Below are 12507 nucleotides of genomic sequence, written 5' to 3'. Positions count from 1 at the left end.
GTCTGCGCGGTCACAGCACCTTGCCCGGGTTCATGATGCCGAGCGGATCGAGCATCGCCTTGACCTGCCGCATCAGCTCGATCGCGACCTTATCCTTGACGTCAGGCAATTCGTCGCGCTTGAGCACGCCGATGCCGTGCTCGGCCGAGATCGAGCCGCCCATCCGCAGCACGATCTCGAACACGACGGCATTCACGTCGTGCCAGCGCGCCAGGAAGTCGGCCGCATTGGCGCCGACCGGCTGGCTGACATTGTAGTGGATGTTGCCGTCGCCGAGATGGCCGAACGGCACCGGCCGCGAACCGGGGATCAGCTTCACCACGGCAGCATTGGCTTCCTCGATGAAGGCGGGCACGGCTGCCACGGGCACCGAGATGTCGTGCTTGATCGAGCCGCCTTCCGGCTTCTGCGCCGCCGACATCTCGTCGCGCAGCTTCCAGAACGCCTGGCGCTGGCTCAGATTGGCGGCGATGACAGCGTCATCGACGATGCCGTCCTCCATGCCCTGGGCCAGGATCGCCTCCAGCGTGTCGCGTGCATCGTCGCGCGACGACGACAATTCCATCAGCACGTACCAGGGGTGCTTGCTCTCAAGCGGATCGCGGATATCGATGCCGTGGCGGATCGAGAAGTCGACCGCGACGTCGGCGAGCAGCTCGAAGCTCGTCAGCGCTCCGGCCGCTTGATCGCGCGAGATCGACAGCAGCTTGAGTGCGGCCGCCGGCGAAGCCAAGCCGACATAGGCGGTCTCGACCGCACGCGGCCGCGGAAACAGCTTGAGCGTCGCCGCGGTGATGATGCCGAGCGTGCCTTCGGCGCCGATGAAGAGATTGCGCAAATCGTAGCCGGTGTTGTCCTTTTTCAGCTTCGACAGCGCGTTCAGCACCCGGCCGTCAGCCAGCACGACTTCAACCCCGAGCGCCATTTCGCGCGCCACGCCATAGGCAAGGGCTCCGGTGCCGCCGGCATTGGTCGAGAGGTTGCCGCCGATCGTGCAGCTGCCTTCTGCGCCGAGCGACAGCGGAAACAGCCGGTCGACCTCGGCTGCCTTTTGCTGCGCGATCTGCAGCACCACGCCGGCCTCGCAGGTCATGGTGTTGGATTCGACATCGATATCGCGGATCTTGTCGAGACGCCGGAGCGAGACCACGACCTCGCCATTGTGCGGCGTCTGGCCGCCGACCAGGCCGGTATTGCCGCCCTGCGGCACCAGCGCGATCCTGTGCTCGGTCGCAAGCTTGCAGATCGCAGCGACCTCGGCGGTCGAGCCCGGGCGCAGCACCAGCGGCGAGCGGCCGTGGAACAGGTCACGCTCCTCGGTGACGTAGGGCTTGATGTCGGCGGCGTCGGTCACCGCATATTTCGCGCCGACGATGGCGCGGAATTTCTCGAGCAATTCGGGCGGAAGCGGCGGCACCGCTGATTGGACGATGTTCATTTTTTCTTGGTCTTTCACTCAGTCGGGGATCTTTGCCTAGGCATGCCCTTCACGCAAACGCTTCGCGTTTGTCGCGAGGGAAAACCGGTTCCCGCTTGGCGCCAACGCGGCCGTTCCGGTCCGGGTCATGCTTGTTACCGCCCAACGGCTGCGCGGCGCAGCCGGTCATTGATGGCTTCGCCCAATCCCTCCTCGGGAATCGGCGTCACCGCGATCGCATCCGCGTTTCTCTTGTCGAGGGTGCGAAGGTAGCCGAACAGATTGGCGGCGGCTTCGGCAAGGTCGCCGCGCTCGGACAGGTTCATCTCCACAGAGGCGCATTCGCGCCGCGCGACCTTGGCCGGCCCGAACGACAGCAAGGCTTCGCCGACATGGACGTCGCTGGCATTGAGCCGGACCGGTGTCCGCGGCGCATAGTGCGAGGCGAGCATGCCGGGGGCGACCGGCTGGGCGTCGCTTTCCGCGTCTTGCGGCGGCGACTGCAAGGGGTGGCCGAGCACGCGCTCGATCTCGGCGCGCGTCAGCCCGCCCGGCCGCAGCAGCACCGGATCGGAGAAGCAGCCGATGATGGTGGATTCGACGCCGACCTCGACCGGCCCGCCGTCGACGATCAGGTCGATGCGGCCCGCGAGATCGCCGTTCACATGCTCGGCGGTGGTCGGCGAGACGTGGCCGGAGAGATTGGCCGACGGCGCTACCACGGCACCGCCGAAAGCCTTGATGATGTCGCGCGCCACCTTGTGGGCCGGGATGCGTATGGCGACCGTGTCGAGCCCGGCGGTCGCGAGTTCCGCAACCGGGCAGGACAGCGCCTTCGGCAGCACCAGGGTCAGCGGACCCGGCCAGAACGCGTCCGCCAATCGCAGGGCCTGCCCATTGAACAGGGCAATCCGGCGGGCGGCGCCCAGATCGGCGACATGGGCAATCAGGGGATTGAAGGCCGGCCGGCCCTTGGCCTCGTAAAGCCGGGCGATCGCTGAGGCGTTGCCAGCATCGGCGCCGAGGCCATAAACCGTCTCGGTCGGAAACGCCACCAGGCCGCCCTCGGCCAGGACCCCGGCGGCGGTCGCCGTGGCGGCGGCGCCTGCGGACAAAACGTGCGTTTTCAGACCTGTATCCACTGTGACTAGATTCCTCAATTGGGTGGCTCGTGGTCCCTTGCGGTCCCCGAAACCCGACGCTATAAGCCGGCCCTCAGTCGGAGTGTGGCTCAGCCCGGTAGAGCACTGCGTTCGGGACGCAGGGGTCGCAGGTTCGAATCCTGCCACTCCGACCAGATTTCCTTAGGTTTTTTCTTCTCATCGGTGGCTGTTCCCGAGTCAACCACCGATTTGACCACCGAAACATACCTCGCTTTTTGGCCAATGGCTGCCGCCGCCCCGTGCAAATGATCGGGATGGTGATGGCCATAGGTTTCCTGCAGCACCTCCGCCGACATGCCGAGGAACCCGGCCGCCTCCCAGATCGGCACGCCGCGCTGCATCAACCAGGTCGCTGCCGTGTGGCGCAACGTGTGCGGAGTGACTTTCCCGGGCAGCCTTGCCAGATCCACGGCAGATTTGAAGCCTTTCTTTACGGAAGCGACCGGCTTGCCATTGAACTCGACGAAGCAGGTGTTGATCAGCTTCCGATCTTTCCAACGACGCATGTGGGCCAATAACCGGGGTGGAAGCGGGGCCGGCGTCTGACGCTTCTTGGTGGCTCGCTTCCCGATCGGCCTCCGGTAGAAGATACCACGCTCGAGATCGACGTACGAGTGCCCAAGCTCGGGGTATGGCGATGCCGCGGCGATCGCACCCGCCCGCGTGCCGGTATAGAGGCCGATCAGGATAAATCTGGCGACGTGTCGCAGCGGTCGGCGGTCCGTCCGTACCGGCTCGCCCTTTGATCTGCCGGCGTGGACGGTCTGCTTTTCGCGATAGCGCCAACATTGCCAGACCAGAGCTGCGGCCTCGTCGCGTGTCAGCCATCGGTCGCGCGCCTCACCTTTCGGCGGGAGGGACACGCGGACAATGCCCCGGTGAAGGCCCTCCTTTGCATGATGGTTGATCGCTGCGCGGAGAGTCTCGAGGTCGCGACGCGCGCCACCTCGGTTGCCGCGGTGCTTGGCGTAAGCCGCACAGGTCCGCGCGTTGACTGCCGACAGCTTCTTGCCACCCCAAAAATCGTTGAGGCGGTCGATCCTCGCTTCAATTTCAAACTGATCACCGGGCTCGCCGATATCCGTCAAATAGATCGACAGCACATCGGCGCTATCGATATCATCGATGTCCCGCCGCCTGCGATCGGGCTGATACTTCTGCGCAATATAATCCGCTAGCGCTTGCTCTGCTTCTCGAGGCGGCTTTGTTTCAGACGGGCTCGCAAGGCAGCCTGTGGCGATATGGCGCTCGCCGTCTTTGATGATCCAGACGGCTCGGGCGACGAGCTTTCCGCCGCGATATCGTGCCTTTCGCTTAAAGAGACGGGCTCCCTTACTTTGACGCGGCACAGTTCCCTCATCTTCTCGATGTTTTCGAGCGTAGTATAGTCTCTGCCGGCAATCCTTTCTATTTCGAGTCGGCCTCGGCGTGCTTCCCGTCGCAGGCCAGAAGCAGTCATCGATCCGTCTGGAAAAGCCAACGATGCGGCAGCAGACAGTCGGATAGGCATATCACGCGAAACCAGACCTGGGGAGAGATGCGCTCTGGCCATGCTAAGACCAAGTCACCTAGATCCGAGTGGCGTGCATTTGTCGATGGTCCAAGTCCACGCGAGCCTTCCGATGGTCTGAGGCGAGCCAATTTTTCTGGTGACGTTACGACCTCAAAATTCGAGCAGTTGAAGCCGCGGCGGTGGCAAAGTTAACTAACCTTGGAGAAGTATACGGACGCTTCGTCATCGCTCCATTGAGCGAGGTTCGGGCTCTTCCTTGACGTGATCAATGCCTCGCGTCGAGTGTCATAATCTCGTCCATTCCAGGCTGCTATTAGTATAAGCGAAGGCTTCTACTGTGAAAGCGGATCGTGCTCGCTCGTGCGACAATCGGCGGCTTCCGAGTGCAAATCGGAACACTGAGACTAGTACCGCTGCACAGTGATTATGATTCTTTGGCGGAGGGCATTTTGGCGTCATCTGGGAGCGGGAAAGCACGGCCCATTTTGGCTCGGGCTATCTCGGTTGTGAACATCCATTTGATGTGAGCGCGTGCGGCGTTGCGTTGGCGCTCCCAGCTATTGATCTCGGCCCTGAGTTGGTCCTGATTGTCGATGCGTCTGTCCAGGCACTGGCTGCGCAGCACACCGATCTCGATCCACACCATGTTCAGCCAGCTGGCGTGCTTAGGGACGTAATGGAACTCCAGCCGGCGCAGGAGGCGGCGCGCTTCGGCGGGCGGGAAGGCCTGATAAAGCGCTCCAGCCGAGTGGGTGGAGAGATTGTCCAGCACGAGGCGGATGCGATCGGCCTTTGGGAAGTGAACCTCGGTGAGTTCACGCATGCAGGCTGCGAAGTCGACTGCCTTGACCTTGCGCCAGGGCCGATGCGCGTCGAGGGAGATGAATAGGTTCGCCGTGCCATTGCGCCTGTACTCATAGTCGTAGCACTCGAGCTGCCCCGGCTTGGCCGGGATCGGCTGGCGGACCTCAGCGTCTTGATCGAGCCGGTGTAGCCGGTGTCCGATGCAGTGAAAGTGCCGATGGTCGCCATGGTAATCTCCGTCTGTTTGTTGTTCGGGCCGCGCCCATCGCAGCCTCGATGGCGTTCCTTGGCCCGGGGAGCGATCGGCCCGCAGCCGCAAGGCCCGCAGCGCAGCGGAGGACGGCGAAAGCCTGCTTTTTTTCTTCCCGCGAGGAATGCCGCCGCTTGGCGGCAGGGGAAAAAAGCAGGCGTGAGCTGTTGCGGGAAGGCGATCGAGGCTCTTGCCGTCCCTCGGGCCCGATGAGCCATTCGTGGATGCGTTGGACGCGAGCCCATGACCGAGAGATATTCGCGGTCGCTGTCACGAACGGTCTTCTTCCAGGCAGCGCCGAATTCGGTCGCGCCTGCAAAAATCCGGTAGTCGGGAGCGTTGTCCTTGTCCTTTTCGGACGCCGTGAACTTGGCCTTGATGTTCAGCGTCAGCGAGGAGGCCGCCGAACGCTTGTCGGGGATGAAAAAGGCCGAGATGGCGGCAGCCGCCGAGCAACTATTGGCGGCAACCGACTGGTTGCCGTCCCTGCTGCGCGCGCCCAAGACTGAGGATCAGGCTGATGCGCCAGACCGGGCGCAAGAGCAGGATTTTTGCTCGCAAGCAGCAGAGTAAGAGGTGAGCCGGGGGCCGGTAGAACGGCCCCGGCGCGCTAACAGACCGGCCGCGCACCTCACGGTGCGCGGCCGGATTAGTTGACGCGAAGCGGGCGATTGCTCTCGTTAGCCAGCCTCCAAATGCGAGACGTGGTCCGTCGATAAATGCCTTTGAAGCGGCCTGTGAGGCCGAGCCGCGCCTCCCTTTTGGCAGCGGCGAGGCAATCGGGTTGGGGACTGATCGTTTGCAGACCTCGCTTATTCAAACCGCAATCGAGCGGGTCATCCTGGCCGGCGCCGTCGCTTCCTGAGGCGTAGATGCAATCAAGTTCGCTTGGTTTGTCCGGTGCACCGTGCCCGCGGCTGACGTGCAGACGCCAGCTTTTCTCTTGTCGATCCGCCCGTCTCCGACGCGTGCTGGGCGTGGGCAGCCAGGGCAGTCTCCGTCGGTTCGGTCAAGCTCGACGATCCGAGCTTCCCCGCTCCGATCTATGCCTCGCTGGTCAAGGTCGAGGGCGAGGAGGGGTACACCCTGATCTGGTCGCGCCGCAGCGGCGACTAACGCCGGGGATCATCGGCCCCGCCTCCTCGGAGGCGGGGCCTTTTTGCGCTTCCTGCGCCGCTTTTAAGAGTAAGGAGAAGAGCATTTTCTACCTCCAAAAGGAGGCGCGAAGTTGCGAATTCTCGGCGCAACTTAAGCCGGTTCGACGCGCCGAGTCGCGAACAAGTCGAGCTTTTGAGAGCGTCCTCTTTAGGCGGTTCGCGAGCCCAACAGCCGTTCGCGCGGTCGACTGACACCGGACAATTCGACTCGATAACCAGCACCATGGCCACGCTTCAGACCCGTAACTGAGCCGCTTGCCAAGCGATTAATTCGAGAAACTCGATAGGCAACGCATTCGTCGAAGCGTCGCTCGAGCACCGTTTCGAACGGTGGGTACTCTGCTGAAAGGCCTGGCTCTTTCGCCCGAAAGGACGATTCCCTGCTTATGGTTCTATGACCTATGGCAGCCGTCTCCCATCCGAAACCCTCGCACGCTTCCTTTTTCCCCGCCGGCAAGCCGGCTCCTCGCGGCCGCTTCGCTGCAAAAAAGGAGCGTGCTTCAGGTGTTCCGCTGCGCTTCGCCCCAAGGGTTCGGATGGGTGCCAGCCGCCATGACGGTCTCGCCATCGCAGGGCATCGGTGCCTTGCGGCAACGAAGGAGACAGACCATGACCGCGATCGGATTCGTTACCCGCACAATTTACGGCGGCTTCAGGAGCCAGCTCAAACTTCTGCCCATTTGCGCCGACATCGACATCGTGCCCAACCGGGATAAGTCCGGCGAAAACTCACCGGACTTTCGCATCTTCACCCACGGGCTCGAGGTCGGATCCGGCCGGATTTTGACCGGCGAGGGCTGCGGAGCGGACTATCTCAGCGTGTCATTTGCAGCACCTGGCCTCGGAGGCCGCGAGCTCCGCGCAAACCTTGGTCGAACGGTTGGCCTTTACGGTGAAGGCAGCTTCTTCCTGATCTGGAATCCTGTCGATTAGGTCAAAACAAAGGGCTCTCGCGCATCGCGCGAGAGCCCTTGCTTGTCTCCCGGATGCCAGGTTTTGAATATCGCCGACTGACGTTAGAGCGTCCTCAAGTGGGCGCATGTTGAGGAGCGAGTGTGGCTGAATGGCCTGTGAGATATCTCGTTCCGATCGAAAAAATGCACTCGCACGGAACGGAATTTTGCCTAGAGCGAAGGTCGTTCCATGGTTTTTTCTCTTCGTTTCGATGCAGAAAAGCGCTCAATCGCTATGGAATTTACACCAAACTATGGACAGCCGAGAGGCCAGAATTGATGGTTTGGACATGTGCCAAGCGCTCAATTTTTGGACAAAAGTTGCGGGCATATGGGCGATGCCTTCGGCCCGCGCTCTACTCGTCGCTTCGCTCCTCACCGAGCCACCCTACGGGTGTCTCGGCCCTTCGGGTAACGATCGCTATCGCAAGCCTTCGCAGGCAGTGGGGCTTCGCGAGTCAACTGCCAAGTCGCGGCGGCTCTTGCGCAATGAATCGGACACCAGATGGCAGCGCGCCCGACTGAACTCTCAGTAGAGCGCGCGCGGTTGAGCAGTTGGCGAAACGCCCCGTTTCGATCGGAGAAATGCACCTGCTCGGAGTGGAATTTTGCCTGGAATTGAAAGTCGCTCAAGGGCCATTCTCTCCATTCCGATGCGGTAGATGCTCCATTGCCACTAGAATTTGCGCGACCCCATAGGCCGCAGAGAGGCTGCAATTGATAGCTTGGACGGTCGATTTTTTTGCGTGTCGCTTGGATCGGCAGACGCAGCTGCGGCAAGATGAGGAAGAATTAGCGAGCAACAAAGAGGAGGGGGAGTCATTGCCGCCCGTAATCGGTCTGCGCCGGAATGTACGGCTGCTGACGTGGCTCGGCGGCCGAATAACCCGCACACTGCACCGCCTCAGCAACGCGGGAGGCGTGCGATGGAATGGTTCTGTGGACTGGATGTCGGCATGGACGAGAGCGCGATTTGCGTGGTCGACGACCGCGGCGCGGTGGCGCTGCAGACCACGGTCGTGACCGATCCCGACGCGATCAAAACGGCGCTCAAACCGTATCTTTCCCGGCTGCGACGGCTCGGCCACGAGGCCGGCGCGCTGTCGCCCTGGCTGCATCCGGAGCTCGTCAAACTGGGCTTGCCGGCGGTGTGTCTCGAGACCCTGCACGTCCGCGCGGCACTCAACGCGCAGCGCAACAAGACCGACAAAACCGACGCGCTCGGCATCGCCCACATCATGCGCACCGGCTGGTTCCGCAAGGCGCATATCAAGAGCGAAGCCTGCTACCGGCTGCGGCTGTTGCTGACCCACCGGCGCAATCTGAAGCGCAAGTTTCTGGACCTCGAGAACGCGGTCCGGCACTCGCTGAAGGCGTTTGGCATCCGGCTGAACCGGGTCGGGCGGGGTGGTTTTGCGCAGGCCGTGCGCGACGCCGTGGCGCACGATGCGCTGGTCAGCGAGCTGATCGACGCCATGCTGAACGCGCGCGCGGCGCTGTGGAAAGAGTACTGCCGGCTGCACAATCTGGTGGTCAAACTGGTCGCCGGCCACGCGTTGTGCCGCCGCTTCATGCAGATTCCCGGCGTCGGCCCGATCGCGGCGCTGAGCTTCATGACCGCAATTGACGATCCTTCCCGCTTCAGGCGCTCGCGCGACGTCGCTGCCTATTTTGGCCTGACCTCGCGGCGCTGGCAGTCCGGCACCTCGATCGACATGCAGGGCCGCATCAGCAAGGCCGGCGACGGCGATGTACGCCGCGCGCTGTACGAGGCGGCGAGCGCGCTTTTGACCCGCTACAAGAAGAAAGACAAGGTCAGGAGCTGGGGTCTGGCGCTCGCCAAGCGCAGCTCGCACCGCAAGGCAACCGTCGCGGTGGCGCGCAAACTCGCCGTGATCATGCACGCGATGTGGGTCGATGGCACGTTCTATTGTGGTGATCCGGATGCCGCCAAGGCGGACGTCAGCGCACGCGCCGCCGTCAAGCAACGCAGGCTGCTCGCGCCCCTCGCGTGAGGGCGCAGGGCCAGATTTGGGAGATCGATTGAGCTGATCGACGCGACGTTTTGAACACGGAGCTCCGCGACGAGCGGATGAGACCTGGTGCAGATCCACGACGACGGGACGCACGTTATCTTGCCTGTGGCCGCGCCCCAAGAGGGGCGCCTGGACCACGCGGCACTGCCTGTGATGTGGCTCCGTCCAACCGATGGAAAGATGCGCCGCGACGGCTGCCAGCTGCCCTGGAGCAGCGATTTTGGGCCGTCGACGAGCGCGGAAGAGTGCACGGCGCACCGGGACTCTCGCGCGTCGCCGACCCATCATGGCGTCGATGCAAGGACCTTGCCACAGCAAAGAGAGGAAGCGAGAATGGGTGAGATGAAGCGCACAACACGACCGATTAAGAGTGCAAGATAAAAGCACTGGCGCCGAAGTGCGGCTAAGTGGTTGTCTGCACATCCAAGAGTTGGCGACACCGGTGCAGGCGATGTCGTCAAAACGATGCTAAAGCGATGCCGGCTTTGGATAATTGTGTCAGCAATGGCTGATCGACAGGATCTGCGTGAACGTCGGCCAGGTGGAGGTTCGACAAGCAAGGAAGATCATGAGGTTCCTCACTGTGCACCCGCTGGAAGGCGAACTAAGCAGGCGAGACTGAGCGGAGCGGTTGGCTACTCGCCCACGCCGCATGGCGTCAAGCTGATTTGATGCGGGCCAAATGATCGCGTCACATCGCAATAATTGCGTGCTGCAGGCGACATCCCTGGCGTCGCGCCAAGGCTAGAAGGCCCCTTCGAGCTTCACCAGCTTCGATAGGCGAAGCGAACGCAAGATGGGCTCCTCATCCAGACGAATGATGAAGGTTCTTAAGGATCGGTACTTGTTCCAATAAGCGCTGCCTGTTGGCTTCCGATTTGCGCTCCCTATGCCTTCAGTGCCCCGACCAGGCTCTCAGGTGGACGGTGGCATGCGTGCGATGGCTTCCTTCACGAGGCTCACTGAATGCTCAAGGCGGTCGAGGAGGGATCTCAAGTCCGATCCTGAGGCCTCTTCAAGGCGAAGATTCTCTTCCGCAACTGTCTTGGCGACAAGCTCGTCGATCGATTCATTTTCTAGGGACACTCCTGCGAATACCTCGATCCGACCAGCTGCAGTTAGCACAATCGAAATTCTGGACTGAGGGAGGCGTGCTGCCTCCGCGACCGCTAAGGGTAACTTGATCGCGCAGATAACCTCACCGGATCCGATCAGTCGATAACCGACACTCCAAGACGCGGATTGAAGGGGCTGCCCCTTCGCTCAACTCTAGGAATGCTTCTACTGCATCGCTCTCTTCATTCATGACGCTGATCGCTATGGGCTCGCCTTGCATGGGAGACGATAGCAGTTTGGCCTGCCGATTGTAACTTAAAAGCGGTCGCCTTAAAGGCGTCGGACGGGCCCAAATGTCTTCGTGAAACGGACGCACAAGGGACCACTGCGGGACATTCTAGCGAGGAACATGCTCCGACTTCGAGCAGCGCGTGGCCTTAGCCAGGAGGCGCTTGCGCTTGAGAGCGGCATCAATCGAACTTACCTTAGCGGTGTGGAACGTTCGGAGCGAAATGTCTCAATTGACAACGTGGCGCGCATTGCCAAGGGCCTCAGTGTGGAGCCTTGGAAATTACTCAAGGACGAATGATGCGCGTATTCACTCGGCAAACTCATTAACAATAGGCGTTATTGCCATCATAGTTTAAGCTTCTCGTGGGGGCAGTTTTTGGTTGACAGGCCAAGACGATCTGACCGTCAAAACCTACCGAAGACTTGTCGCATTAAAGAGCAGCTTCTGAGGCGGCGGCGCGCTCTTCAGCCGGCTCGATTAACGCCCTCCCGAATGCCGATCAAAAAAGTTCCTGGGATGTAGCAGGGCACCCTAGATTATTGCGGCTCTATCCGGCTTTGCGAGCGGGGTCGGCATCGTTCTCCAGAAGCTGCATTTCCAAGCTCGGGATTTCCGGCATCGCTTTGCCCGCGATGGCCTGAAGGTCTCCGACCATGCCAACAGTCGAGTCGATGACTGCGAGGATTTGGGTTTCGCGCTTAGCCCACTGCCGACCCATAAACTTGCGCTCTTTGTCGAGGTCGTCGCGCATGTCATTGAATTTCTCGACCACGGCTTCAACACGTTGTCGGAACTTCGTCCCCGTCAGGTAATGATAGACCTGTTCCATCTTGGTCTGTTGACCTTGCTGGACAAGGCGCGAGGTGCTGACGTCGATCAATGCCTGACGGAGCGCGACCGCTACAGGCAATGCGCAGCGCGGGTGAGCCACCCAGACGCCATCAACGAGGTCGAATTGCTCAACATGTTTGGGCAGGGCGTGCGAGATAATCAAAGCGACGTCGGCACCGGAGCGGCGCTGATCGTCTCGCAGCTTGGCAAGCCACCCGTCGCTCCAGGCCTTGGTGCGCTTGGTTTCCCAAAGAATAATGCCGGCAGGTTGTCCGATCGATCCGTTCACCTGCTGAATAAGGTCGGCGCCAAGTTCACCTTTGCCGACCGGTTCAATCGAGTCAGCTGGAAACCTACCGCGCAGCAATTCCTCAAGTTCAAGCTCAAGAGCCTCGCCCTGTGACTGTTGCGAGCCCTGCTCAGCCTTGCGCTTCAGTTCCTCGATCGTACGGGTCATTGATTCAATGGTCTGGTCCTTCTCGGCGACACGCAGCCGCGCCGCTTCGTCAGCCTCCTGCCTGGCTTTGACCTGGATCGGATCAACCAGCGCCTGGACCCGTTTCTCAACCGTCAGGTCAAGCTCGCGCTTCTCGTCATCGAGCGCCCGCTGTTTGCGGATCAGTTCGGCCTGCGCCTGCTGTGCTTCTGCCAATTTGGCGCTGTTCGCTTCGAGCAATTGCCGAAGCTCGGCCGCCTCGTTGGTCCGGGCCTGAATTTCGGCGGCGGCGACCTCACGTGCCTTCTTCGCTTCCGCCGCAACGAGCTGGCCGCGTTCAGCCGCCAGCCGTTTGGCGACCTGGTCTTCAACTTCTTCGCGATCCTTCTGAAGCTTCTCACGCTCTTGCTGAAGCACCTCGGTTTTCCGCGCGACTTCGGCGTCTTTACTCGCCAACTGCTCATTAAAGCGCTGGCGGGTCTCCGCGAGAAGGGGGGCGGCGAGCGACTCCGTCAGCCGAATCTCGTGGTTGCAGTTCGGGCAGTGCAAGGTGGGTTCATGGGCGGCTTTGGCCGCCGTCGCGCTAAATGTCATGAACC

8 protein-coding genes, 1 tRNA gene and 4 pseudogenes are annotated in these 12507 nt (G+C 61.5%); 7 read left to right on the top strand and 6 right to left on the bottom strand.

All coding sequences use genetic code 11. From position 1 onward, the window contains the following. Positions 1-10: 10 nt before the first annotated feature. Both ACVIHF_RS26950 and ACVIHF_RS26945 read right to left on the bottom strand, forming a co-directional pair. Complete coding sequence (locus tag ACVIHF_RS26950) at positions 11-1438, bottom strand: FAD-binding oxidoreductase (RefSeq protein WP_456779314.1); 1428 nt, start codon at positions 1436-1438, stop codon at positions 11-13. A gap of 134 nt (positions 1439-1572) precedes the next feature. Beyond that, the gene (locus tag ACVIHF_RS26945) at positions 1573-2559 is read right to left on the bottom strand and encodes an L-threonylcarbamoyladenylate synthase (RefSeq protein ID WP_456792837.1); all 987 of its coding nucleotides are present in this window, start codon (positions 2557-2559) and stop codon (positions 1573-1575) included. A 78-nt stretch (positions 2560-2637) separates the two neighbouring features. On the opposite strand from ACVIHF_RS26945, the gene ACVIHF_RS26940 reads away from it, so the two are divergent. Beyond that, positions 2638-2714: transfer RNA gene (locus tag ACVIHF_RS26940), tRNA-Pro, on the top strand. A gap of 135 nt (positions 2715-2849) precedes the next feature. On the opposite strand, the pseudogene ACVIHF_RS26935 reads toward ACVIHF_RS26940, so the two are convergent. Next, positions 2850-3443: pseudogene (locus tag ACVIHF_RS26935) on the bottom strand (site-specific integrase); the annotation flags it as partial. Here ACVIHF_RS26935 and ACVIHF_RS26930 point away from each other — a divergent pair. Continuing rightward, on the top strand, positions 3336-3758 hold the full coding sequence (locus ACVIHF_RS26930) for a hypothetical protein (protein WP_309249316.1): 423 nt from the start codon (positions 3336-3338) through the stop codon (positions 3756-3758). The pseudogene ACVIHF_RS26935 and the gene ACVIHF_RS26930 overlap by 108 nt on opposite strands. A 759-nt stretch (positions 3759-4517) precedes the next feature. Here ACVIHF_RS26930 and ACVIHF_RS26925 read toward each other — a convergent pair. Together ACVIHF_RS26925 and ACVIHF_RS26920 are read right to left on the bottom strand one after the other, a co-directional pair. Beyond that, positions 4518-5063, bottom strand: a pseudogene (locus ACVIHF_RS26925) (transposase); the annotation flags it as partial. A 305-nt stretch (positions 5064-5368) separates the two neighbouring features. After that, positions 5369-5584 (bottom strand): annotated as a pseudogene (locus ACVIHF_RS26920) (DUF736 family protein); the annotation flags it as partial. On the opposite strand from ACVIHF_RS26920, the gene ACVIHF_RS26915 reads away from it, so the two are divergent. From ACVIHF_RS26915 to ACVIHF_RS26895, 5 genes and pseudogenes are all read left to right on the top strand, one after another. Beyond that, positions 5493-5720, top strand: coding sequence for a hypothetical protein (locus ACVIHF_RS26915; protein WP_456792836.1), 228 nt, complete (start codon positions 5493-5495; stop codon positions 5718-5720). The pseudogene ACVIHF_RS26920 and the gene ACVIHF_RS26915 sit on opposite strands and share 92 nt — an antisense overlap. A 432-nt stretch (positions 5721-6152) precedes the next feature. After that, positions 6153-6263: pseudogene (locus ACVIHF_RS26910) on the top strand (DUF736 family protein); the annotation flags it as partial. 650 nt (positions 6264-6913) lie between these two features. Further along, the gene (locus tag ACVIHF_RS26905) at positions 6914-7237 is read left to right on the top strand and encodes a DUF736 domain-containing protein (protein WP_456792835.1); all 324 of its coding nucleotides are present in this window, start codon (positions 6914-6916) and stop codon (positions 7235-7237) included. Between the two features lie 946 nt (positions 7238-8183). Beyond that, positions 8184-9272 (top strand): IS110 family RNA-guided transposase, encoded by a 1089-nt coding sequence (locus ACVIHF_RS26900; RefSeq protein WP_456792834.1) that lies wholly within the window; start codon positions 8184-8186, stop codon positions 9270-9272. A gap of 1486 nt (positions 9273-10758) precedes the next feature. Next, on the top strand, positions 10759-10938 hold the full coding sequence (locus ACVIHF_RS26895) for a helix-turn-helix domain-containing protein (protein ID WP_456792833.1): 180 nt from the start codon (positions 10759-10761) through the stop codon (positions 10936-10938). A gap of 250 nt (positions 10939-11188) precedes the next feature. Here the strand turns inward: ACVIHF_RS26895 and ACVIHF_RS26890 are convergent, their stop codons facing one another. Next, positions 11189-12502: a DUF2130 domain-containing protein gene (locus ACVIHF_RS26890; protein ID WP_456792832.1), complete on the bottom strand. Its 1314-nt coding sequence runs from the start codon at positions 12500-12502 to the stop codon at positions 11189-11191. Positions 12503-12507 lie beyond the last annotated feature (5 nt).

The sequence above is a fragment of the Bradyrhizobium sp. USDA 4506 genome (genome assembly GCF_054058795.1).
This window is presented reverse-complemented; position numbering and strand designations above follow the sequence as displayed.